Source organism: Chryseobacterium sp. KACC 21268 (assembly GCA_028736075.1).
Classification (GTDB): domain Bacteria; phylum Bacteroidota; class Bacteroidia; order Flavobacteriales; family Weeksellaceae; genus Epilithonimonas.
This window is the reverse complement of the sequence record CP117875.1, coordinates 2867848-2891724: the sequence shown is the minus strand read 5'-3', so window position 1 is coordinate 2891724 and position 23877 is coordinate 2867848. Positions and strand designations below refer to the sequence as shown.

Sequence of the window (23877 nt, the reverse complement as noted above, 5' to 3'; positions counted from 1 at the left end):
AAACAATTACTAAAATGAATCACATAGAAGCAATACAGGAGATCATCAAAGTGGCTCCAGAAGCAACACAGGAATTCGAAGAAACCTACAAGACCCAAAATTCCTTTATGGTCATCAATGTTTTCACAAAGCAGATCCAGAAACTCATCCTCAAAAAAGACAAAAAAGTTCTGATACAATGTCTTAACAAGATGAATGAAATCTACAGAAAAGGCGATCAAACTCTAAAAAATGCAGTCGAATCTATTTTCATCTATTCTCTGGACAGAATCACTTTCAACTGTGAGAATGCGTACAAAAATCTCATTTTCGAAAAAATCCCACTAGGCTTACAAAAAGCTTATCTACGTCAGGTTTATAAATCAGGTTTGTAAAAAATTGATATGAGAATCAGAAAAAAAGGCAGTTGGGAAAAATGGAAATCCTCAAACGCAAAACATAACCTTCAAATCTTGGTCATCAATGTGGCTGTTATTCTAGGCGTCTTCATTTTTGCAGCATTTATACAATCGTTTTAAACAATTAAAAATGACATCAATATTAATTGTATCAGCAATCTGGCTATAAGTCAGGTTTTCTTAACCACTAAATACTTTGAAACAATATGACTTTACTATTCATTATTGCCATTTGCGTCTTCGCCTACGTGTGCTACGTTTTGGTAAATCCAGAGAAATTTTAACATCCAAAAAACATTAATTAAAAAAATGAATACAGAAATATTAGGCATAATACTGATGTTCGCACTCGCAGTCGGTGTTGCACTGCCGCTCGGCCGATACATCTCAAAAATTTTCGGAAACGAAAAAACCTGGCTGGACAAGCTTTTAAATCCTGTAGACAAACTATTCTACAAAATTGCAGGCATCGACCCAGAAAAAGAAATGACCTGGAAGCAACATCTGATTGCCTTATTGACCATCAATCTTGTATGGTTTTTAGCCGCGATGTTCGTCCTCACCAATATGAGCTGGCTCCCAATGAATCCGGACAACAATCCATCGATGAGCGGTGATCTGGCTTTCAATACGGCGGTTAGTTTTGTTACAAATACCAATCTTCAGCATTATTCTGGCGAAACAGGAATGTCGTACCTCGGACAATTAACCTTGATGCTGTGGCAGTTCATCAGCGCTGGATGCGGAATAGCGATCGCAGCTGTCGTATTTTTTGCAATGAAAGAAAGAACGACCGATAAATTGGGGAATTTCTACTTCTTTTTTGTGAGAAGTTGCACCAGAATTTTATTTCCAATTGCAATTGTTGTTGCTTCATTATTAGCATTCAACGGAACGCCGATGACTTTTGAGGGCAAGGATTCGATCATCAATTTACAAGGTGATAAAGTGGAAGTTAGCCGTGGTCCAGTCGCTGCATTTGTGGCGATCAAACATTTAGGAACCAACGGTGGTGGATTTTTCGGACCTAATTCCGCACATCCTCTAGAAAATCCGAATTACTTTACAAACATTGTTGAGATTGTCACTCAGATGTTGATTCCTTTAGCTATGATATTTGCAATGGGATTTATTATCAAAAGAAGAAAACTTTCCTGGACGATTTTTGGCGTGATGACCATCGGATTTTTAATGTTAATGATACCGACCGTCGTTTCCGAAGTCAATGGCAATCCTGCGATTTCCGAGATGGGAATTTCTCAATCGATGGGAAATATGGAAGGGAAAGAAGTCCGTTTCGGTGCTGCAGCTTCTGCTTATTGGAGCATTGCGACGACGGTCATTTCCACAGGAAGTATCAATTCGATGCACGACAGTTTTATGCCAATTAGTGGAATGAACCAATTGCTGGGGATGATGGTCAATTGCTTCTACGGCGGTGTTGGCGTTGGATTCCTCAATTTCTACATCTTCATCATTCTCGCCGTTTTCATCAGTGGTTTGATGGTTGGAAGAACACCGGAATTCCTGGGTAAGAAGATTGAAGCCAGAGAAATGAAGATCGCAATGATCATCGCACTTCTGCATCCACTTTTGATCCTTGCAGGAACTGCAATTGCAAGTTATACTTATGCGAATAACCCCGAAGCTTACGCCAGTTGGCTAAATAATCCTGGCTTTCACGGCTTCAGCGAAATGCTGTACGAATTTACATCATCAAGTGCCAACAACGGAAGTGGTTTCGAAGGTCTCGGAGACAACACACCTTTCTGGAATATCGCCTGTGGAATCGTTATGTTGATGGCAAGATATCTTCCAATCATCGGTCCCGTGGCCATTGCCGGAAGTCTCGCTGCCAAAAAATATATCCCGGAAAGTGCTGGTACATTGAAAACCGACACGCCAACTTTCGGACTGATGGTCTTCGCTGTTATCGCACTTGTTGCTGCGCTGTCTTTCTTCCCAGCTTTGGCTTTGGGACCTATCGCAGAACATTTTTCACTTAAATAATTGAATTAAAATGAAAGGAAATCAAAATAATTTGTTTCAGGCCGAATTGGTCAATGAAGCATTGAAACAGTCTTTTATAAAACTAAGTCCATCCAAAATGTTCCGCAATCCTGTAATGTTTATGGTATGGATTGGAACAATTGTGATGGCCGGCGTTTGTGTCTGGATCGTACTTGGCGAGAAAGATCAAGGAAGTTTGATCTATAATATCATAGTAACTGCTGTCTTATTTATCACCTTATTGTTCGCCAATTTTGCAGAAGGCATTGCAGAAGCAAGAGGAAAAGCACAGGCAGATTCACTCAGAAAAACGAGAGAAGAAACACCTGCAAAATGGATTCAGCCGGTGGGGGATATTTTTAATGATGAAATCACTGTTATTCCTTCCTCTCAACTTAAAAAAGGCGATGTGTTCCTATGTGAGCCAGGCGATATCATTGCCTCAGATGGTGAGATCATCGAAGGTCTTGCAACCATTGACGAAAGTGCGATCACTGGAGAAAGTGCGCCTGTGATTCGAGAATCTGGCGGTGACAAAAGCAGTGTGACCGGCGGAACAAAAGTACTTTCCGACAGGATCAAAGTCAAAGTAACCACAGAACCTGGAGAAAGTTTCTTGGACAAGATGATCGCCTTGGTAGAAGGAGCTTCCAGACAGAAAACACCAAATGAGATCGCCTTAACAATTCTTTTGGCAGGTTTCACATTGGTATTCATCATCGTGACGGTAACGCTCAAACCTTTTGGAGATTACGCAAATACGCCAATCACTATTTCTGCTTTTATCTCATTATTTGTCTGCTTAATTCCAACGACCATCGGCGGACTTCTATCAGCCATCGGAATTGCCGGAATGGACAGAGCCTTAAGAGCCAACGTGATCACGAAAAGCGGAAAAGCGGTAGAAACTGCCGGTGACGTAGATGTTCTTTTATTAGATAAAACCGGAACGATTACGATTGGAAATAGAAAAGCGACCCATTTCCATATTGCAAACGGGATCGACGAAAAACATTTTCAGAAAGCGGTAGTCTTAGGTTCGATGGCAGATGAAACGCCAGAAGGAAAATCGATTATAGAACTGGCAGGAATTGACCCTAAAAGTTACGAGGTAAAAAGTCCCGAATTCATCAATTTCACAGCAGAGACGAGAAGTTCAGGTGTGGATTATGAAAACATCAGAATCAGAAAAGGTGCTTCGGATTCCATCAAAAACTTGGTTGAAAAAGCAGGCAATCCTTTTCCGAAAGAAATCGAGGAAGCAGTAAAAACCATCTCCAGCAACGGCGGAACACCATTGGTCGTTTCCGAGAACGAAAAAGTTTTGGGTGTCGTGGAGCTTCAAGATATCATCAAACCGGGCATTCAGGAGCGTTTTGAACGTCTGAGAAAAATGGGAATCAAAACCGTGATGGTCACAGGCGATAATCCTTTGACCGCCAAATATATCGCTGAAAAAGCAGGCGTGGATGATTTCATTGCCGAGGCGAAACCGGAAGACAAGATGAACTACATCAAAAAAGAACAAGCCGAGGGCCGATTGGTCGCGATGATGGGCGATGGAACCAACGATGCGCCAGCACTCGCTCAAGCAGATGTGGGCGTTGCGATGAACAGCGGAACACAAGCGGCAAAAGAGGCCGGAAATATGGTGGATCTGGACAACGACCCGACCAAACTGATCGAGATCGTGGAAATCGGGAAACAACTCTTGATGACCAGAGGAACGCTTACCACGTTCAGTATCGCAAATGATGTCGCTAAATATTTCGCCATCGTTCCGGCATTGTTCATCGCCTCGATTCCAGCGTTGCAAGGACTGAATATTATGAACCTTCATTCCCCGGAAAGTGCCATTCTGTCGGCTGTTATCTTCAATGCGATCATCATTCCGGTCTTGATTCCACTGGCTCTGAAAGGTGTGGCCTACAAACCGATTGGTGCGAGTGCATTGCTCAGAAGAAACCTTTTAATCTACGGTCTGGGCGGCGTTTTGATCCCATTTGTCGGAATCAAGATCATCGACCTGATTGTGTCCCTGTTTATTTAAATGATTTGGGCAGCTATTCCGTCCTCCGTTCCCGCTATTTTTTGCCCAGCTTTTCCAGCCACAAAAAAATGAGCTCCACTCAGGCCGGGCTGCAGATCCAGTGTCAAAAGATGCCACAACATAAAATCGAACTTTAAAATTAAATCAAATGAAACAAAATATTCTTCCTGCCTTGAAACTGACATTGGTTTGTCTTCTGTTTTTCTCAGGATTTTACACGCTCATCATTTTCGGAATCGCACAATTTTCTCCGAACAATGGGAAAGGCGAGATTGTCACGGTGGGCAACAAAAAGTATTATACAAATGTCGGACAGGCATTCACAGAAGATCAGTATTTCTGGTCACGCCCTTCAGCTGTAGATTATAACGCAGCCGGAGCCGCAGGAAGCAACAAAGGACCTTCCAATCCGGATTATTTGAAAACCGTTCAGGAGCGAATTGACAACTTCATCAAACACAATCCTGAAGTTTCAAAAGCCGAGATCCCATCTGATCTCGTCACCGCCAGCGGAAGTGGATTGGATCCGAATATCTCCGTGCAGGCCGCGGATGTGCAGGTGAAAAGAATTGCGAAGATCAGGAATCTTAATGAAAACAAAATTCAAGATCTGGTAGCATCCAATATAGAAAAACCATTTCTGGGATTGTTCGGAACAGAAAAGATCAATGTATTAAAACTCAATATCGCGCTAGACGGTTTGAAATAATAAAAAATGAAATTAATAAAAATGAAAAATATAAAACTATTGACATTGATGATGTTAGGCGCTTCCGCATCTTTGTTTGCACAGGAAGACGATGTGAAACCATTGAAAATTTCGGCTTACGCTGAGGTCTATTACCAATTCGATTTCAGCAATCCTCAGAACAACACACGTCCGGGTTTCATCTACAGCCACAACCGTAATAATGAGGTCAATCTGAATCTCGGATTCGTAAAAGCCAATTACGAAACCGAAAGATTGCGTGCCAATCTATCTCTGGCAACCGGAACTTATATGAATTCCAATTATGCTGCAGAACCTGGCGTCCTCAAAAACATTTATGAAGCCAACATCGGTTTGAAAATTTCGAAGACCAAGAATCTATGGATCGATGCCGGAATTATGCCTTCACACATTGGTTTCGAAAGTGCCATCAGCAAAGATTGCTGGACTTTGACCAGAAGTCTTTTGGCAGAGAATTCACCTTATTACGAAAGTGGTGCAAAAATTTCCTACACCAGCGACAGCGGAAAATGGTTGGTCAGTGGTTTGGTTCTGAATAGCTGGCAAAGAATTCAACGAGTGGATGGAAATTCGACGCTTGGTTTTGGACACCAATTGACCTACAAACCGACAGATAAGATCACGCTAAACAGCAGTTCCTTCGTTGGGAATGATAAGCCGGACAGCATCAGACAGATGCGGTATTTCCATAATCTGTACGGTATTTTTCAGCTGAGTAAAAAGTTGGCGTTGACCACAGGTTTCGATATCGGCGCGGAACAAAAAATAAAAGGCAGCAATCAGCACAATGTTTGGTTTTCGCCTGTGATCATTGCAAAGTATGCGGCCACAGACAAGTTGAGTTTTGCGGCAAGAGGCGAATATTACAGTGATGAAAAAGGCGTCATCATTGCGACGGGAACAGAAAATGGATTCAAGACCTTCGGCTATTCTGTGAATGCAGATTACTGGATCCTTCCAAATCTCGTTTGGCGTACAGAAGTGAAAAATCTCAGCAGCAAAGACGATATTTTCCTCGACCGAGATGATCGGTTGAACAAAAATAATTTTATGGCAGTCACATCGCTTGCCGTAAGTTTTTAATAGTTTCCATATTACCAAATCCCTTGTTGAATTTTTGACAAGGGATTTACCTAAATTTGATATAGATAATCTGTTATGGATGAAAAAAGGTCAGCTCAGGATTTTCTTAATTTAATAAAAAAATCAAGACGCGGGAAATTCAAGATCTACATTGGGATGAGTGCCGGTGTGGGAAAAACGTACCGAATGCTCCAAGAAGCGCATTCCCTACTAACAAACGGCATCGATGTGAAAATCGGCTACATCGAAACCCACAATCGTAAGGAAACGCACGCTTTGCTGGACGGATTACCAATCATTCCGAGAAGAAAATTATTTTATAAAGGAAAAGAGCTTGAAGAATTGGATGTTCAGGCAGTAATCAATCTTCGCCCAGAAGTCGTGATCGTAGATGAATTGGCGCACACCAATATCGAAGGCAGCAAGAACGAAAAACGCTGGCAAGATGTGATGGAAATCCTCGACGCTGGCATTAATGTCATCAGCGCAGTCAATATCCAACATATCGAAAGTCTGAATGAAGATGTCAAAAACATCACAGATATCGAAGTTAAGGAAAGAATTCCGGACAGCGTTTTGGCCCAAGCGGATGAGGTCGTAAACATCGATCTGACAGCTGAGGAATTGATCGACAGATTGAAAGCTGGAAAGATCTACGACGCGGCAAAGATCAATTCGGCGCTCAGCAATTTCTTCAAAAATGACAATATCCTGCAGCTTCGCGAACTGGCGCTGAAAGAAGTGGCTTCGCAGGTTCAACGTAAAGTGGAAACCGAAGTTTCAAATATCAAAAATATTAGAAAGGAAAAATTTCTGGCGTGCATCAGCTCCAACGAGAAAACAGCGAAGAACGTCATCAGGAAAGCAGCGAGGCTGGCCAATTATTACAACAGCAAATGGTATCTTCTCTATGTTCAGATCCCGAGAGAAAGTGCAGATAAAATTGCGCTGGACAAGCAACGGCATTTGATTAATAACTTTAAATTAGCCACCGAATTGGGAGCAGAGATCATCAAGGTAGAAAGTACGAATGTCACACGAGCAATTATGGAACAATGTGAAGAGCGGAAAATCACAACCGTTTGTATCGGGAAACCACATCTCAACCTTTGGAAAGTCATTGTCGCCACGGATACTTTCAATTCGCTTTTGAATAAATTATCACAGGAAAACATCGACCTTGTAATTTTAAGTTGAAATTAAAATGAAAATCAAAACAAAACTCAACGCTGGCGTAGGCTTGCTTTTTTTAATGATCATCGTGCTTTCTGTGCTCAGCGGCTGGTACATCAATCAACTGAAAAAAGATACCAATAACATCTTGGTCGCCAATTACAACACACTGCAATATTCCAGAAATATGCTGTTGGCCTTGGAAGAGATCAGTTCCGATCCGGCGGCCTTCGGTGTTTTTGAAAAACATCTCGAAAAACAAAAGAAAAATGTGACCGAAACTGGCGAGAAGGAAGCAACAGAAAATATAGCCACGCATTTTCAATTATTAAAAGAAAAATCAGACAATCCTAAATTACTATCATCCATCAGAAGAGATATTGCCGAGCTGATGCAACTCAATATGGTCGCGATCGAGCATAAAAGCAGTGTTGCCGATGCGACTGCGAAAAGCGCTATTGCCATCATCTCAGCTGCAGGAATGTTATGCTTCATTATCGCCTTCATCCTGATGGTAAATCTGCCTTCCAATATTGCCAATCCAATTCAGGTTTTGACAGAAAGTATTAAACAGATTGCGAATCAGAATTATAAAGAAAGGGTTCATTTTGAAAGCAAAAGTGAGTTTGGGCAATTGGCGATGTCATTTAACATAATGGCTGAAAAACTTCAGGAATATTCTGAAAGCAAACTGGATAAGATCATCCGCGGAAAACGCCGCATCGAAACTCTGATCGATAATATGCATGATCCTGTGATAGGCATTGATGAAGGCAAAAAAGTTCTTTTCGTCAATGATGAAGCCTTGAAGATCACAGGTCTAAGAAAAGAAAACTTCGTAGGTAAATTGATTCAGGACGTAGCTGTGACAAATGATCTTATCAGAAATATTATTAAGGACATCATTGAAGAAAATAAAAAGAGTACTAGCGAAACAATGAAAATTTACGCTGATGGAAAAGAAAGTTATTTCGAAAAAGAGATCATCGATATCAACGTGGTTCCGACGGGAGAGAAGGAGAGTCAATTCATCGGGCAAGTGATTATGTTAAGGAATATTACGCCTTTCAAAGAGTTGGATCTGGCAAAAACTAATTTTCTTGGAACGGTTTCACACGAGTTCAAAACGCCGATCTCATCCATCCAAATGGGACTTCAATTGTTGGAAAATGAACAGATTGGAATGATGAATGAGGAACAGAAAACGCTTGTCAATGGCATCAAAGAAGACGCCAACAGATTACTGAAGATCACCAAAGAACTTTTGAATATCACACAAGTTGAAAGTGGTGCAATACAGCTCAACATACAAGCCTCTGATATTAGAATGATCATCGAGGATGCGATTAATGCAAATAAATCGGCGGCAGAGCAGAAGCATATTATTTTCAAAATCAATATAGAAAATGGTCTGAGGGAAGTTTTGGCTGATGCTGAGAAAACGGCTTGGGTTCTCAATAATTTACTGTCAAACGCGGTTCGTTATTCTCACGAAAATTCGGAAATCCATGTGAAAGTAGAAAAAGTGGAATACAAGATACAATTTTCTGTAATCGACAAAGGACAAGGCATTCCTTCACAATATGTTTCAAAGGTTTTTGATCGCTATTTCAAAATTCCCGGAACAAAAAAAGAGGGGACAGGTCTTGGTTTAACGATAAGTAAGCAATTCATTGAAGCACAAGGCGGCGAAATTTTTGTAGAAAGTGAATTGGGAATGGGAAGTAAATTTATTTTTAATCTGTTAGAAAAGTAGTGTTTTTCTAGTCAGAAATTTTATCCATTCTGCCACGGAAAATTTTCTTTCTGGACAGTTATTTGCCGATTAATTTAGAATTGAAGATTTAAAACATTAGTCTAATAAGAGAAAATATGCTATTTATAGCACATTTAATAATAAAAAAAATAAGAATTGTTTGATGAAAAATGTATTTTTGCGGCCAATAATTTTTATTCAACTTTATTATGACAGAATTAATCGAAAAAATCAACGCAGAATTTGAAGCGTTCAAAGCAGACGCTGAATTGCAAGCAGAAAAATCAAACAAAGCAGCTGGTACAAGAGCGCGTAAAGCATCTTTAAGCATCGAAAAATTATTAAAAGAGTTTAGAAAAACTTCTTTGGAAGCTACTAAAGCTTAATTGATTTTAAAAAAAGAGAAGCCTTGATAATTCAAGGCTTTTTTTTGTGGGCTGTTCTATTTGAGTATTAATTCAATTCATAATTAGTGACTACAAGACTTAAAATAAAGTGGACAAAATCCTGCTCTGCTTCCTTTCTGTTGATTAGTTTTTTCTTGTAGTGATAGGAAGAAAGAACATTTATAAAAGTTTTGTAGTTGGTAAATCCATCATTTCTTATGTAGGTATTGACGTTGCCATCCTTCTTTTTGATGATTTGGTCGTCCAAGGTTCTTACCTTAAACACCACTTCGCAAAGTTTCGGTTTCATATTCATTTTCCCGCTGTACCTCTCAACAATATTTACTTTGAAAACGTCTAATATGATATTATTGAAGACAATGTTTGATCCAGGATCTTGTGTCTGCAGTTCAAGTTTATAATTCATAGATTTAAAAACGCAAATTTATCAAAAATCAAATTAGTTTCAGTAGTAAAATAGTGATTTAAGTTGATTATTTAAATGAGGTAGAATATATCCTTTCTACAGGTATGTTTTTCTTAGAAATTGAAATGCAATATTGATTCTGACAGTGCAATTTTTTTCAATTATTCTGAATTAATATCTATAAATTTCAAAGCTGTCCAACTCCTCAAAATTTTTTGTGGGAGTGATTCTAATTGGCGCTTCTGAAAGCATAGATGTCGATTGTATCTTGAAATTATAACATAATATTAAGAATTTTCGATCCACGTATTATTCCCAATCTTCGTACATTTGATCGTGCAAAATTAAGAACGATTTTGTACAAATGAAATAAAGTAAATTTTAAGTAAAAAATGGAAAAGTATAATTATGGAATGATCGGCCTTGGCGTGATGGGGAGAAATCTCCTCTACAACATCGCAGATAATGGATTCTCTATTGCAGGTTTTGACCTTGACAAATTGAAAGTTCAGGAATTAGAAGACGGCGCAACTTCAGGAACAACTGTTTCTGGTACAGATTCTCTTGAGGAATTTGTGGCTAAGTTAGAGACACCAAGAAAAATAGTGTTGATGGTTCCCGCCGGAAAACCAGTAGATGCGGGATTAGAAAATATCAAACCACTCCTGACCAAAGGTGATATCGTGATCGATGCCGGGAATTCTTATTTTCAAGATACCAATCGACGTATTAGTGACCTTGCAACTTTAGGTTTGCATTTTATGGGAATGGGCGTTTCCGGAGGAGAAAAAGGAGCGAGGTTTGGACCAAGTATTATGCCTGGTGGAGATCTGGAAGCTTTCCATTCCGTTCGTCCGATGTTGGAGGCCATCGCTGCGAAAGTGAACGGTGAATCGTGTACTGCTTACATGGGAAAAGACGCCGCTGGACATTACGTCAAAATGGTGCACAACGGAATTGAATATGCCATCATGCAGCTCATCAGTGAAGCCTACGACCTTCTTCATAGAGGTGCAGAACTTAGCAATGACCAGCTTTACGAAGTTTTCAAAGACTGGAACAATGGTGAGCTGAATTCTTTTTTAATTGAGATCACAAGAGATATTTTCCAACAGAAAGATTCCGTTTCAGGTGGATTTTTATTGGATCAAATTCTGGATAAAGCAGGATCCAAAGGAACAGGAAAATGGACTTCCGAGGAAGCATTGGAAAACGGAGTCGCTATTCCGACCATCGATGCTGCTGTGGCATCCAGAACTTTGTCTTCTTATAAAGATGAAAGGATCCTGGCGTCCAAATTATATCCAAAATCAGAAATTGCGAAACCGGAAAATACCGAACTATTCGTGCAGGAAGTTGGTGATGCCCTTTTTCTGGCTACCTTGATCAGTTACACGCAAGGTTTGTCACTTCTGGTAAAAGCATCTGAAGAATATCATTTTGAAATTCCATTGAAAGATGTCGTGAAGATCTGGCGTGGTGGCTGTATCATCCGTTCTTCATTATTGGAAACTTTCTACGCAGCATATACAGAAGATCAGAATTTATCGAATATTCTTCTTAATGAAAATATTTCGAAGCTTGTAAAATCTAAGATCAGTTCATTGAGAAAGACCATTGGTTTTGCAACTTCCAATGGAATCTCCACATTGGGATTACAAACGGTCTTGGCCTATTTTGATGCTTACACTACAGAAAATCTTCCCGTGAACCTGATCCAGGCACAACGCGATTACTTTGGTGCACACACTTATCAGAGAAAAGATCAGGATGGTGTCTTTCATACCCAGTGGGAATCTACAAATCATTAAGCGTCAAATCTATGAATGACAACAAAGCGTTGCAGCCGACCAGTATAATTATATTTGGTGCAACTGGAGATTTGGCAAAAAGAAAACTTTTCCCAGCATTCTACAATCTATTTATAGAAGGTCGGATGCCCGAGCAATTCAATATTGTGGCATTGGGAAGAGCAGATAAAAATAATGAGGATTTCAAAAATTACGTCAAAGAAAACTTAGTTCTTTTTTCCCGCAACCAAAAATCAATTGATGCAGAATGGGAAAAGTTTCAGTCCCATATCACCTACTTCAGACATCAGATCGATGAGGATAATTCCTATCAGGAGCTTGATGTAAAATTAAAATCACTTGATGATGAATATGGTTTGAGAGCAAACAGATTGTTTTATCTGTCGATTGCGCCTAATTTTGTGTCGGTGATCTCTGGACATCTCAAAAAAGCGGCGTTGGCTCCCAATCCAGCACAAGATCGCATCATCATTGAGAAACCTTTTGGCCACGATAAAAGTTCCGCAATAGAGTTGAATAGTTTGCTGTCAAGAACTTTTGAAGAAGAGCAGATCTACCGCATCGATCATTATTTAGGAAAGGAAACGGTTCAGAATATTTTGGCCTTCCGTTTTGGAAACTCAATCTTCGAACCTATTTGGAACTGCCACTATGTAGAATCGGTACAGATCACCGTAGCAGAGGAAGTTGGAGTAGAATCCCGAGGCGGTTTTTACGAAGTCACAGGTGCATTGAAGGATATGATCCAAAACCATCTGTTGCAGATCCTTTGTATGGTCGCGATGGAACAGCCAGCTTCTTTGGATGCCGGTGAAATCCGAGATCGCAAGGTAGATGTTCTAAAATCCATCCGAAGAATCCCACTGGATCGTGTCAGTCATTATGCTGTCCGAGGTCAATATGGTAAAGGAACATTGAACGGGAAAGAGCTCAAGGCTTATCGTGAGGAAGAAGGCGTAGCTCCAGATTCCAACACCGAGACTTTTGCTGCCATCAAATTCTATCTGGACAACGAGCGTTGGGATGGTGTTCCTTTCTATGTTCGCACAGGCAAACGAATGAAAGAAAAGCATTCTTACATCACTATCCAATTCAAACCGCTTCCACAATCAACTTTCATAGCAGGAAAGCACGCACTTTCTCAAAATAAACTGATCATCAACATCCAACCTTTGATGGATATCAGACTTCAGTTTATGACAAAAAAACCTGGACTTACCGTGGAACTGAAACCAGTTGAAATGGTCTTCGATTATTTTTCCTGCAAAGAAGATACGCCGGAAGCTTATGAAACCTTACTCTTGGACGCATTGGAAGGAGACCTGACATTATTTATGCGTTCTGATCAAGTAGAGGAGGCGTGGGATGTTGTGAAAACGATACAGGAATATTGGGAAAGCAATCCAGATCCATCTTTCCCAAATTATGCAGCGGGAAGCAGTGGACCGGAGCAATGTGAATTGTTACTTCAACGAGAAGAGCATACTTGGGAATAAAATAAGTTAATTAAAATTATTAAAATGAGTGTTAAGATAGTAGATGACTTAGACCATCTTTACAAAGAAGCAGCGGAATTGTTCAGTGATCTTGCCAAAGAATCAATAGGGCAGAAGGGCAAATTCGTTGTGGCTTTGAGTGGTGGCAGTTCACCAAAAGCGATTTTCGAATTGCTGGCGACAAAAGAATATTCAGAAAAAATCGATTGGAAAAATATTTATTTCTTTTGGGTAGATGAGCGTTGGGTTCCGCTGGATGATGATAAAAGCAATGCCAAGATGACCTTTGAGACCCTTTTGAATCAGGTTCCAGTCACCAAAGATCACATATATCCAATGTACAAAGAGGGGATTTCTCCCGAAGCTTATGCGGCAGAATATGAAAATGACATCAGAACGGTTCTTGGAGAAGAAGGTCGATTTGACTTCATCCTATTAGGAATGGGCGATGATGGACATACGGCATCCCTATTTCCTGGAGAAGAGATTTTGAATGAAACCGAAAAGTGGGTAGATGCTTACTATTTGGCACCACAAGAAATGTACAGAATTACGCTGACCGCGCCAATCATCAATAAAGCAGAAAATGTTTTGGTCATTACTTTTGGAAAGTCAAAAAAGTCTGCCTTGAACGAAGTTTTGAATGGTGCGTACAATCCCAATTTGTATCCTTTACAACTCATCAAACCAGAAAAAAACGAACTGCAAATATTGACAACTTCTGAAACATTGGTGACTGTTTAATATTCTGCTTCAGAAATTTTCAATTTAAATATAAAAACCCTTAAACTTTTTTAAGGGTTTTCTTATGAATATTTATCGGCAAGTAAATCCATTAAAAAATAACAATTTACAATGTGATTTAATCTTTAAATTTAAAGTAATGACCTGTGTAACTTAGATTTTGAGTCCTGAAAATATTATCTTTACTGCGTAACACACCTCAATGCAGATATCATCCTTTAAAATTGCGACTTCCATTGCCGCAATTTGTTTTAGCTCCGTCCTTTTTGCACAGCAGAATTTCTCAGTGAGCGGTACGATTAAAGATCAAAAAAATGGCGAATTACTCATCGGCGTGGCTGTAAAAGTTGCCGAAGATCCTACGATTTCCATCACTGCCAACGAATATGGTTTTTACTCTCTTTCACTTCCGAAAGGTTCTTACACGTTGATGATTTCGAATCCTGGTTTTAAAGATTTTCAGCAGATTATTAATGTGGAAGAGAACTTGAAACTCAATATTTCATTAAGTCAAGAAAAAGAGGAAAAGACTTCCAATATTGATGAAGTCGTCATTTCTGCTGTGAAAAAAGACAAGAATCTTTCCACTGCGCAAATGGGAACGGAAACGTTGAGCATCAAACAAATTGAAAAACTGCCGGTTCTTTTCGGGGAAAAAGATGTGATGAAAACGATTCAACTTTTGCCGGGAGTCAAAAGCAATGGCGAAGGAAGCAGTGGTTTCAGCGTGCGAGGTGGCGCAACCGACCAGAATTTGATTTTGCTTGATGAAGCTCCGGTTTACAACGCTTCGCACTTGCTCGGATTTTTCAGTACTTTTAATAGTGATGCGCTGAAAGATGCAAGTATTATCAAAGGAAACAGTCCGGCGCAATATGGTGGCAGATTGTCATCAGTTTTGGATGTGAAAATGAAAGACGGAAACAACAAAGACTACAATGTCACAGGCGGAATCGGTTTGATTAGCAGTCGATTGAGTGTTGAAGGTCCGATTCAAAAGGAAAAATCTTCATTCATCGTTTCCGGAAGACGAACTTACGCCGATGTTTTTCTGAAAGCGACCGATGATTTTAAAGACAGCAAACTTTATTTCTACGATTTGAACTTAAAAGCGAATTATCAGATTAATGACAATAACCGATTATATTTATCGGGATATTTTGGGCGAGACGTTCTAGGTTTGGGCGATACTTTTTCCACAGATTGGGGAAACACGACGGCGACTTTGCGTTGGAACAGCATTATCAACAGCAAGTTGTTTTCGAATACATCGTTCATTTACAGCAACTACAACTACAATGTCGCTCTCAGCAGTAACGACAATACTTTTGGACTTGATTCTCAGATTGAAGACTGGAATTTGAAACAAGATTTCACTTGGTTTGCAGGGAACAAACATTCAGTTCGATTTGGTTTGCAGTCTATTTACCATACGATTTCTCCGAGCAGTGCAAGCGGAACCAGCGTGAGTAGTTTTCCGAGAAACCCGAGATATTCCTGGGAAAATGCTTTTTACATCAATGATGATTTCAAAGCGACCGACAAGTTGACCATCAATTATGGATTGCGACTTTCGATGTTCAGCGTTTTGGGTGGCGACACTTTTAACACTTATGAAAACGGAACCATCGTCAATTCTGAATTTCTGGAAAAAGGAAAATTCGGAAAAACTTATGTGAATTTGGAGCCAAGAATCACAGCAAATTACAGAATTAATGAAGTCAGCAGTGTGAAAGGTGGATTTTCCAGAAACACGCAGAATCTCCATTTATTAAGCAACAGCGGAAGCGGAAATCCAACCGACCAATGGATTGGAAGCAGTTACACGGTGAAACCTGAGATTTCCGACCAAATTAGCGCGGGTTACAGCCGAAACTTCAACAACAATAATTATGAATTGAATGCTGAGATTTATTACAAATCAATGCAAAATCAAATCGATTATAAAAACGGCGCCCAAATCACGTTTGACACTGCTTCAGATGTTGAAAGCGAGTTGTTGTTTGGAAAAGGAAGAGCATATGGATTGGAATTGATTGCCAAGAAGAAAAGCGGAAAACTGACAGGTTGGATTTCCTACACGTTGTCAAAAACGGAAAGAAAAATCAACGGAATCAATGATGACGAATGGTACAACGCCAGACAGGACAAAACCCACGACCTCTCTGTTGTAGCCACTTACGAACTGAATCCAAAATGGTCTCTCTCAGGATTGTTTCTCTACAGCACAGGAAATGCCGTCACGTTCCCGACCGGAAAATATGAACTGAACGGACAAACGGTTTTCCAATACAGCAACAGAAACGCCGACAGAATGCCAGCCTACCACAGAATGGATATCAACGCCACGTACGAACCCGTTTCCAACAAGCGTTTCAAAGGTTCTTGGTCGTTTGGCGTCTACAATATTTATGGTCGACAAAATGCATACACCATCAATTTTGAAGATAATCCAGACAATCCGGGAACGACGAGAGCAATGCAGACTTCCTTGTTCCGATGGGTTCCGAACATTACTTACAATTTCAAATTTTAATTATGAAGCATTTATTTTTAATCATATTGTCGTTATTTCTAATCGTTTCTTGTGAGAAGGAAATCAATCTGGATTTGGAAGACCAAAGTGGAAAAATCGTCATCGAGGGAAATATCACAGACCAAGCCGGACCTTATTTTGTTAGAATTACAAAGTCAGTCGCCTTCACTCAAAGTAATGAGTATCCAGCGATTGAAAATGCGCAAGTGACGTTGAGCAATGATCTTGGGCAAATAGAAACTTTACAATATGCTGGAAACGGATTCTACCAAGCATTGAATTTTCAAGGGCGGCAGGGGCGAACTTACACTTTGAAAATCCTTGCAGAAGGAAAAGAATATGTCGCACAAAGCACAATGCCAAAAGCAGTAGACTTTGAAGGTTTACAGCAGGATTCTTTTCTCGTAGCCGGAGAATTGAGCTACACACTTTTACCGATTTTTACCGACCCGCCAGCTTTGGGAAATCGTTATCTTTTCCGTTATTCTGTCAATGGTCGTTCTAAAACGAATTTCTTGGAATTCTCGGATAATGTCAACAACGGATTGCCAAACCAACGGCCATTATTGTTACCTAATGATGACGAGGATGGTAGTGTAAAAGTGAAACCCGGCGATAAGATAGAAGTTGAGATGAATTGTATTGATGAAAAAGTTTATACTTATTTCTCTGCACTTCTTCAGCTCTCGGGTGGAGGAGGATTTGGTGGTGGTCTGACGCCGACAAATCCGCCAAGCAATTTTAGTAATGGTGCATTGGGATATTTCTCGGCTCATACAGTAAGATTGAAAAATGTAATAATCGAGTAGTAGGCATTTGTGAAACTTATGTTGTCTTTAAAAATTCAAGACAGTAAGAATTTGGATATATACATCATCAAAAAATCGACATAACTTTTGACGTTATCATTAATTTTCACGACAATAGACAAATATTATTAAATTTATCGGATTAAACGTTTAACCAAAATTTAACAATAGACCACTTATTTATTAATATAGAATTAATATTCCAGACATAATTGATTGCTAATTGTTTGATAATCAATGTTTTATTTGATTAATATTAGCGATTGAAAAATTTGCCAAATTACACTTTTTTTTAAACTGGCGAAAAAAAATCAACTATTGTTTTTTTAATTTATTATAGAATACTTTGCATTGTTAATCTGAAGAATGAAAAGAGCGTCCATTAAAGATATTGCTAGAATTGCCGGAGTTTCCGTGGCAACAGTCTCTTACGTTCTGAACAAAAAAGAAGGTCAAAGAATCAGTGAGGATACCAAGAAAAAAATTTTTGAAATAGCTGAAACGATTAACTATGTTCCCAACAGAATTGCGAGAAGTCTTCAAAATAATAAAAGCAAGTTGTTAGGACTTATTGTAGCAGACATTTCCAATGATTTCTATTCCAGTATTGCCAGGAATCTCGAAGACAGAGCTTTGAAATTAGGCTACACATTGATCATCGGAAGTTCTGACGAAAATGCAGAAAAATTTGAAAAGCTGATTGAATTGTTTTCGCAACAACAGGTAGATGGGATGATTGTTGCTCCAGTTGCCGGTTCCGAACATTCTCTCCAAAAATTGATGGACAAAAACTATCCGGTTGTAACCATTGACCGCTATTTGAAGGGCGTCAACGTACCAGGTGTGATACTCAACAACCGGGAACTTGCAGAAACCACAACTTCTTATCTTTTGGAAAAGGACTTTGAGAAGATTTTATATATTGGGTATGATACCAAATTGCCTCATCTTTTGGATAGACAACACGGCTTCGAAGCAAGTATATCAGCGGCAGTTAAAGAGGTAGAAAGCAAAAATATTTTGGTAGGACTTGATAATATAACTGAGGAAATCCACACAAAACTTAAGGATGCTTTAGGTAAAAATCCAAAAAATACCGCTCTATATTTTTCAAGTAATAAGCTGGCAGTGGCAGGTCTTTCATACTTGATTAAAAATAACATCAAGGTTTCGGAAGATGTTTCCGTACTGGCCTTTGATGAGACAGAAGCGTATAAATTGTTTCCTGCTGAGATCACCTATGTCAAACAACCTTTGGAAGAGATGGCAGATGAGGCAATCAAATTACTGGATCTGCAGATCAATCAGTATTCTACAACCGCAAAGAAAATAACATTGTCAGGCAGTCTGATAATCAAAAATTCTATAAAATAATTTTTTTACTAGTTAACTTAAACGTTTAATCTAATATGGAAAATAATAAATCTTATGCCGTTTGTTTTGGAGAAGTACTCTGGGACATTTTCCCATCCGGATCCAGAGCGGGTGGTGCGCCTTTCAATGTGGCCTACAACCTGGACAAAATGGATGTTGATGTCAAAATGATTACTAAGATCGGAAATGATACTTTAGGAAATGATCTTCTAAAACAAATCAAAAGCTGGAATATCTCTACGGAATATATTCAAATCGATGAAGAGAAACCAACAGGAACTGTCATTGCCAGTTTTGACGAGCACGGCGAAGCGCATTACGATATTGTAAATGACATTGCTTGGGATCATATCAAGATCTGTCCTGAGCATCGTGAACTCATAGAAAATGCTGAAGCTTTTGTTTTTGGAAGTCTGATCGCCAGAAATGAAGAATCAAAAAATACATTGCTCCGATTGATCGAGTTTGCAAAATTCAGAGTGTTTGATGTCAATTTTCGTCCGCCTTTTATTGATTTTGATTTGGTGAAAACATTGTTGGGTAAAGCTGATTTGGTGAAAATGAATAAAGCCGAACTGCGGCAGATCATCGAATTTTTGGACAAAGAATACATCGATGAAAACAGCAGTATAAAATATCTTCAAAATTATTTTAATATGAATGAAATCGTGTTGACCAAAGGAAGCAAAGGTGCAAGATATTTTGTAGGAGATAAAAGTTACGATTTTTCAGCAGTCTCGATAGAGGTTAACGATACTGTGGGAAGCGGAGATTCTTTCCTAGCCGGATTTTTATCTAAAAGGATTCAAGGGAAAACGCCTGATGAGATTATGAAACAGGCGGTTGCTTTAGGTGCATTTATCACATCGAAATCTGGCGCTTGCCCAGATTACACTTATGAAGAATTCAAATCTTTCCGTGAAGAACATTACGGTCAAACTATTTAAATCAATACGATGAATACTGCAAAATTTACAGAAAAGAAATACTATGTCGTACTGGCATTTGTGATTTCATTATTCTTCTTTTGGGCAATTGCTTTGACGATGGGAGATGTATTAAACAAACATTTTCAAAATGTCCTGAAAATATCAAAATCAGAATCAGGATTGGTACAGCTTTCAATCTTTGGAGCATATGCATTGATGGGAATTCCGGCTGGATTATTTATGAAGAAATTCGGTTACAAATTGGGTGTGATCTTGGGATTATCACTTTTTGCGCTTGGTTCTTTTCTATTCATTCCAGCTGCCAATCAGATGTCATTCAACTTTTTCAGAATTGCACTTTTCGTTTTGGCAATGGGAATGGCGACCTTGGAAACGGTGGCGCATCCATTTGTTGCAGCATTGGGAAATGAGAAAACGAGTGATCAAAGGGTTAATTTTGCCCAGTCTTTCAATGGTTTGGGTGCGATTATCGGTCCGCTTTTAGGTGGTTTTTTCATTTTCGGGAAATCGGGTTTGGATGATAATTCATTAGATTCCGTCAAAGATCTTTACACTTGGATTGGCCTTGTTATTTTAACCATCACCATTATTTTTTCTTTTATTAAGGTTCCAAGTCTGAAAGATCCTCACGCAGAAGATATTCAGATCTCTGAGAACGAAAATGGAGTAGAAGCTTCAGTTTCAGATCCGCACGCGCCACTTTGGAAACAAAGACATTTTATATTTGCTGTCATCGCACAGTTTTTCAATATTGCTGCACAAGGCGGAACTTGGGCGTATTTTATAAACTACGGCGTGGAAAAAATGAATCTTCCGGAAATTGAGGCATCTTATTATTTTTCTTTAAGTATGGCAATGATGATGATCGGACGTTTTGTAGGAACATTTTTAATGAAATTCATAGCTCCGAATAAGCTTCTCGCAATTTTCACAACTTGTAATATCGTTCTTTGTTTGATCATTTCCCAAAGTTTCGGGTGGACATCTTTCATCAGTTTGATTTTATTAAATTTATTCTTGAGTGTAATGTATCCTACAATTTTCAGTCTTGGTTTGAAGCGATTGGGCAACAAAGTTCCACAAGCTTCATCGTTCCTTGTAATGGCAATGTTTGGAGGTGCTGTTTTTCCACCTTTGATGGGCAAAATTGCCGAGACAGATATTGCGCACGCTTATCTTCTTCCGATTGTTTGTTATGCTGTAATTCTATTATTTGCTTTGAAATTTTACAAGCCGAAAACACTTAAATAAAATGAAAAATTTAAATGTTTTTAAGCACAGCTTTTGGTTTATTTTAATCATCAGCCAGATTTCTCACGCCCAAATTGTTATCAAAAATAAGGATTTTTCCTTTGGAACGACGGGGAGGATTGGCGCAGGATATTCCCCAAACGCAGATGGGAAAACAGGTAGACAACTGAATCTTAATAATCAAGGTTCATTGGGTGGAAGAATGGATCAGGGCGATTATGTGGATTTTTTGCCAGCCTTTCATTTCACTCCGCTTGTCAACGGCGACAGTATGAGATCTACAAAGATCGATATGCAGGCGAGATTGAGTTTCTATTCGGGCGGCACTTTTCTCGGGAATGTAGATTCAAAATCAAATCAGGGAATGATCATCGCTTTGCCAGAAGCCTTTGTGGAAGCTAGAAATATTATGGGAAGCGACTGGGATGTTTGGGCAGGTTCGCGTTGGCTAAGATATGATGACGTTCATATTGCAGATTATTTTTATTTTGATGACCACTCGGCGACGGGTTGGGGCGTGAGACATAAAAATACAAGATTTTCTATGTTTTTTCCTGCAGCGATTGATACGGCAGCCAGTAATTCGACGCCATATTCTTATACGAATGTCATTAGTGGAACAAAAAATCTGATCTACAGACAACGGGAAGTTTTTATTTTGGAACAGATCATTCCATTCAGAAATAACAGTCACCAACTGAAACTTCTGGCCGAATTTCATAACGTCGATAAGTCGGGCAAAAACTCGATGGAGCAATATAAGTCTGACCAAGGCTGGGTTTTGGGAGCAAAATTGAATACTAATTTAAAAACAAAAATTGCAGGTTCTTTCAATCAAATATCAATCAGATACGGAGGCGGAATTGCCAACGGAGGAGACGGAGGAAACACCCAAACCTGGCGAACTTATGGCGCTCCGGACGAAGTGACGAAAAACTATAATGGTGCTTATTCATTGACCGCAGTCGAACATATTTTGTTAAATCTTTCCAATAAATGGTCTGCCAATGCTTATGCGGTTTTTACGATGAGTAAAGGAGGTTCGGAAAGTAATAACAAAGCAATCGACTATTATCAAAGAGAGATTTTTAATAAAAAAACTGAATTCAATACAGGTTTGAGAGCGACTTATTATTTCAATAATTGGTTTCACATTCTCTCAGAACTTCACTTTGCATCAAGGAAAGACGGCAATCAAAATCCAGCTGCGATGACGAAATTAGTTTTGGCGCCAACCATTGTCCCAACCGCGGAAAGAAGCGTCTGGGCAAGACCGCATATTCGTTTCATTGCAGAAGTTTCGAGATATAATGATCAGGCGATGAACAGTTTGTATTCACCATTTTTACAGCAATCCGGAGCGAAGAGATTCGGGACTTATTTTGGCGTAAGAACGGAATGGTGGATTTTCTAATTAATATTAAAATAAAAAAATGAAAGTAAAATTTGGAGCATCATTGCTTTCCTGGATCACACCAAATTGGAATCCGAAAGCAGGAAAATATGCTATAGAAAAAACATCGAAAGCAGGCTTTGATTTGATTGAAATCCTATTGCCAACCTCGATGGAATTTAATTCTAAAGAAGTAAAACAACAATTGAAAGATCATCATCTGGATGTTGTTTGTTCACTGAATCTTCCGAAAGATGCACACATCGCATTCTATCCCGAAGTTGCAGAAAAACTAATAAAGCAAGCCATTGACAAAACCTCGGAACTCGAAACTGATTTTTTAGGTGGTGTCCTTCACGGCGGAATTGGTGTTTTTTCAGGAAATCCATTGACTGAAAATGAATCTGAAATCATTGTAGAAGTTTGGAGCAAAGTTGCTGATTATGCCAAAGAAAAAGGTGTCAATATCGGAATTGAACCCATCAACCGTTATGAATCTTATGTTTGCAATACGGCAGAGAATGTTTTGGATTTAATTAAAAAAACAGGAAAAGATAATTTGTTTCTTCATCTCGATACATTTCATATGAATATTGAGGAAAATAATTTTTATGATCCAATCATTCTTGCCGGAAAAAAACTGAAACACGTCCATATAACAGAATCTAACCGTGGAATGTTAGGAGAAGGAACGGTCAATTGGGAAGAACTTTTCAATGCTTTGAACGAAATCGATTTTGAAGGAAATTTGGTTCTAGAGAATTTTTCATCGTCAATCTCCGGAATGCAGCAAATGGTTTCATTGTGGCAAAAATCGCCTTACGATGCAGAAGAATTGGCATTAAGAAGTTTGAAGTTTTTAAAAGAGATGAGTCTCAGCAATTAGATTCAGTTTTCAAAGCTTTCTATTATTTTAGCTGCGACTTTTATAATTAAGAAACCAATGGATATTTTTCATTGGTTTTTTTTAGCTATTTAAAGTATTAATAAGATCACTTCTCAATTGAGAAACAATAGATTGGAAAGGTCTTTTAAGCGCGTTTGACTGAGATAATGCGTGATTTTTAACTATATTATATTGTTATTCACCAAAAGCTTTTTAGATTTTAAACCAACAAGACAATACTAGGAAAAAGTGTATTATAAAATTAAAATTTGTGCCATTTTGCAATTTTACCATTAAAAAAAGTTAAAAAATAATTCTCCAAATAAGTTTTTTTGATCTAAAAAGTATGTTTTCTGAATTTTTTCGCAAGATTTTTAGATGAAAATTTCTGAATTCTTATCATATCTCGCCTTTTCAATTGCCGAAAAATTATCCATATTTCTAGCATTTTATAATACTGTTTATAAGTACATTATAAATTAATATCATAACTAGTATGATAAGCTTATCATAATTCGTAATAAATTCTTATCATAAAAAATAGATATGTAAATACTTGATAAGCAGGGAATAATGAAAAAAATATTTTTTTATCTCGATTGTATTTTTATATT

Annotated in this window: 20 protein-coding genes; 19 read left to right on the top strand and 1 reads right to left on the bottom strand. The window is 38.7% G+C overall.

What is annotated here, in order from left to right:
• Positions 1-14: 14 nt before the first annotated feature.
• From PQ459_13385 to PQ459_13345, 9 genes are all read left to right on the top strand, one after another.
• Positions 15-374, top strand: a complete 360-nt coding sequence (locus tag PQ459_13385; protein ID WDF45891.1) for a hypothetical protein — start codon at positions 15-17, stop codon at positions 372-374.
• A 9-nt stretch (positions 375-383) separates the two neighbouring features.
• On the top strand, positions 384-518 hold the full coding sequence (locus PQ459_13380) for a hypothetical protein (GenBank protein ID WDF45890.1): 135 nt from the start codon (positions 384-386) through the stop codon (positions 516-518).
• Positions 519-707: 189 nt separating this feature from the next.
• Positions 708-2408, top strand: a complete 1701-nt coding sequence (kdpA, locus tag PQ459_13375) for a potassium-transporting ATPase subunit KdpA (GenBank protein ID WDF45889.1) — start codon at positions 708-710, stop codon at positions 2406-2408.
• A 10-nt stretch (positions 2409-2418) separates the two neighbouring features.
• On the top strand, positions 2419-4458 hold the full coding sequence (gene kdpB, locus PQ459_13370; GenBank protein WDF45888.1) for a potassium-transporting ATPase subunit KdpB: 2040 nt from the start codon (positions 2419-2421) through the stop codon (positions 4456-4458).
• A 148-nt stretch (positions 4459-4606) separates the two neighbouring features.
• Positions 4607-5167, top strand: a complete 561-nt coding sequence (locus PQ459_13365; protein ID WDF45887.1) for a K(+)-transporting ATPase subunit C — start codon at positions 4607-4609, stop codon at positions 5165-5167.
• 21 nt (positions 5168-5188) lie between these two features.
• Positions 5189-6271 carry a porin gene (locus PQ459_13360; protein WDF45886.1) on the top strand — a complete coding sequence of 361 codons (1083 nt, stop codon included), beginning with the start codon at positions 5189-5191 and terminating at the stop codon, positions 6269-6271.
• 75 nt (positions 6272-6346) lie between these two features.
• The gene (locus PQ459_13355; GenBank protein ID WDF45885.1) at positions 6347-7468 is read left to right on the top strand and encodes a sensor protein KdpD; all 1122 of its coding nucleotides are present in this window, start codon (positions 6347-6349) and stop codon (positions 7466-7468) included.
• Positions 7469-7475: 7 nt separating this feature from the next.
• On the top strand, positions 7476-9200 hold the full coding sequence (locus PQ459_13350) for an ATP-binding protein (GenBank protein WDF45884.1): 1725 nt from the start codon (positions 7476-7478) through the stop codon (positions 9198-9200).
• A 209-nt stretch (positions 9201-9409) separates the two neighbouring features.
• Positions 9410-9586 (top strand): histone H1, encoded by a 177-nt coding sequence (locus PQ459_13345; protein ID WDF45883.1) that lies wholly within the window; start codon positions 9410-9412, stop codon positions 9584-9586.
• Between the two features lie 67 nt (positions 9587-9653).
• Here PQ459_13345 and PQ459_13340 read toward each other — a convergent pair whose 3' ends face one another.
• Positions 9654-10013 carry a prevent-host-death protein gene (locus PQ459_13340; protein ID WDF45882.1) on the bottom strand — a complete coding sequence of 120 codons (360 nt, stop codon included), beginning with the start codon at positions 10011-10013 and terminating at the stop codon, positions 9654-9656.
• 392 nt (positions 10014-10405) lie between these two features.
• On the opposite strand from PQ459_13340, the gene gndA reads away from it, so the two are divergent.
• From gndA to PQ459_13290, 10 genes are all read left to right on the top strand, one after another.
• Positions 10406-11824, top strand: a complete 1419-nt coding sequence (gndA, locus tag PQ459_13335; GenBank protein WDF45881.1) for an NADP-dependent phosphogluconate dehydrogenase — start codon at positions 10406-10408, stop codon at positions 11822-11824.
• An 11-nt stretch (positions 11825-11835) separates the two neighbouring features.
• The gene (zwf, locus tag PQ459_13330) at positions 11836-13320 is read left to right on the top strand and encodes a glucose-6-phosphate dehydrogenase (GenBank protein WDF45880.1); all 1485 of its coding nucleotides are present in this window, start codon (positions 11836-11838) and stop codon (positions 13318-13320) included.
• A 24-nt stretch (positions 13321-13344) separates the two neighbouring features.
• Positions 13345-14064, top strand: coding sequence for a 6-phosphogluconolactonase (pgl, locus tag PQ459_13325; protein WDF45879.1), 720 nt, complete (start codon positions 13345-13347; stop codon positions 14062-14064).
• Between the two features lie 202 nt (positions 14065-14266).
• On the top strand, positions 14267-16600 hold the full coding sequence (locus tag PQ459_13320) for a TonB-dependent receptor (GenBank protein WDF45878.1): 2334 nt from the start codon (positions 14267-14269) through the stop codon (positions 16598-16600).
• A 2-nt stretch (positions 16601-16602) separates the two neighbouring features.
• The gene (locus PQ459_13315) at positions 16603-17409 is read left to right on the top strand and encodes a DUF4249 domain-containing protein (protein WDF45877.1); all 807 of its coding nucleotides are present in this window, start codon (positions 16603-16605) and stop codon (positions 17407-17409) included.
• A gap of 366 nt (positions 17410-17775) precedes the next feature.
• Positions 17776-18783 carry a LacI family DNA-binding transcriptional regulator gene (locus PQ459_13310; protein ID WDF45876.1) on the top strand — a complete coding sequence of 336 codons (1008 nt, stop codon included), beginning with the start codon at positions 17776-17778 and terminating at the stop codon, positions 18781-18783.
• Between the two features lie 35 nt (positions 18784-18818).
• Positions 18819-19730 (top strand): carbohydrate kinase, encoded by a 912-nt coding sequence (locus PQ459_13305; protein ID WDF45875.1) that lies wholly within the window; start codon positions 18819-18821, stop codon positions 19728-19730.
• Between the two features lie 9 nt (positions 19731-19739).
• On the top strand, positions 19740-20984 hold the full coding sequence (fucP, locus tag PQ459_13300) for an L-fucose:H+ symporter permease (protein ID WDF45874.1): 1245 nt from the start codon (positions 19740-19742) through the stop codon (positions 20982-20984).
• A 1-nt stretch (position 20985) separates the two neighbouring features.
• A complete protein-coding gene (locus tag PQ459_13295; protein ID WDF45873.1) occupies positions 20986-22398 on the top strand; it encodes a carbohydrate porin in 1413 nt (470 codons plus the stop codon).
• A gap of 19 nt (positions 22399-22417) precedes the next feature.
• Positions 22418-23263: a sugar phosphate isomerase/epimerase gene (locus PQ459_13290; GenBank protein ID WDF45872.1), complete on the top strand. Its 846-nt coding sequence runs from the start codon at positions 22418-22420 to the stop codon at positions 23261-23263.
• Positions 23264-23877 lie beyond the last annotated feature (614 nt).

Coding starts and splice junctions, on each gene's coding strand:
- PQ459_13385 (WDF45891.1), top strand. CDS start 15: ATGAATCACATAGAAGCAATACAGGAGATCATCAAAGTGGCTCCAGAA.
- PQ459_13380 (WDF45890.1), top strand. CDS start 384: ATGAGAATCAGAAAAAAAGGCAGTTGGGAAAAATGGAAATCCTCAAAC.
- kdpA (WDF45889.1), top strand. CDS start 708: ATGAATACAGAAATATTAGGCATAATACTGATGTTCGCACTCGCAGTC.
- kdpB (WDF45888.1), top strand. CDS start 2,419: ATGAAAGGAAATCAAAATAATTTGTTTCAGGCCGAATTGGTCAATGAA.
- PQ459_13365 (WDF45887.1), top strand. CDS start 4,607: ATGAAACAAAATATTCTTCCTGCCTTGAAACTGACATTGGTTTGTCTT.
- PQ459_13360 (WDF45886.1), top strand. CDS start 5,189: ATGAAAAATATAAAACTATTGACATTGATGATGTTAGGCGCTTCCGCA.
- PQ459_13355 (WDF45885.1), top strand. CDS start 6,347: ATGGATGAAAAAAGGTCAGCTCAGGATTTTCTTAATTTAATAAAAAAA.
- PQ459_13350 (WDF45884.1), top strand. CDS start 7,476: ATGAAAATCAAAACAAAACTCAACGCTGGCGTAGGCTTGCTTTTTTTA.
- PQ459_13345 (WDF45883.1), top strand. CDS start 9,410: ATGACAGAATTAATCGAAAAAATCAACGCAGAATTTGAAGCGTTCAAA.
- PQ459_13340 (WDF45882.1), bottom strand. CDS start 10,013: ATGAATTATAAACTTGAACTGCAGACACAAGATCCTGGATCAAACATT.
- gndA (WDF45881.1), top strand. CDS start 10,406: ATGGAAAAGTATAATTATGGAATGATCGGCCTTGGCGTGATGGGGAGA.
- zwf (WDF45880.1), top strand. CDS start 11,836: ATGAATGACAACAAAGCGTTGCAGCCGACCAGTATAATTATATTTGGT.
- pgl (WDF45879.1), top strand. CDS start 13,345: ATGAGTGTTAAGATAGTAGATGACTTAGACCATCTTTACAAAGAAGCA.
- PQ459_13320 (WDF45878.1), top strand. CDS start 14,267: ATGCAGATATCATCCTTTAAAATTGCGACTTCCATTGCCGCAATTTGT.
- PQ459_13315 (WDF45877.1), top strand. CDS start 16,603: ATGAAGCATTTATTTTTAATCATATTGTCGTTATTTCTAATCGTTTCT.
- PQ459_13310 (WDF45876.1), top strand. CDS start 17,776: ATGAAAAGAGCGTCCATTAAAGATATTGCTAGAATTGCCGGAGTTTCC.
- PQ459_13305 (WDF45875.1), top strand. CDS start 18,819: ATGGAAAATAATAAATCTTATGCCGTTTGTTTTGGAGAAGTACTCTGG.
- fucP (WDF45874.1), top strand. CDS start 19,740: ATGAATACTGCAAAATTTACAGAAAAGAAATACTATGTCGTACTGGCA.
- PQ459_13295 (WDF45873.1), top strand. CDS start 20,986: ATGAAAAATTTAAATGTTTTTAAGCACAGCTTTTGGTTTATTTTAATC.
- PQ459_13290 (WDF45872.1), top strand. CDS start 22,418: ATGAAAGTAAAATTTGGAGCATCATTGCTTTCCTGGATCACACCAAAT.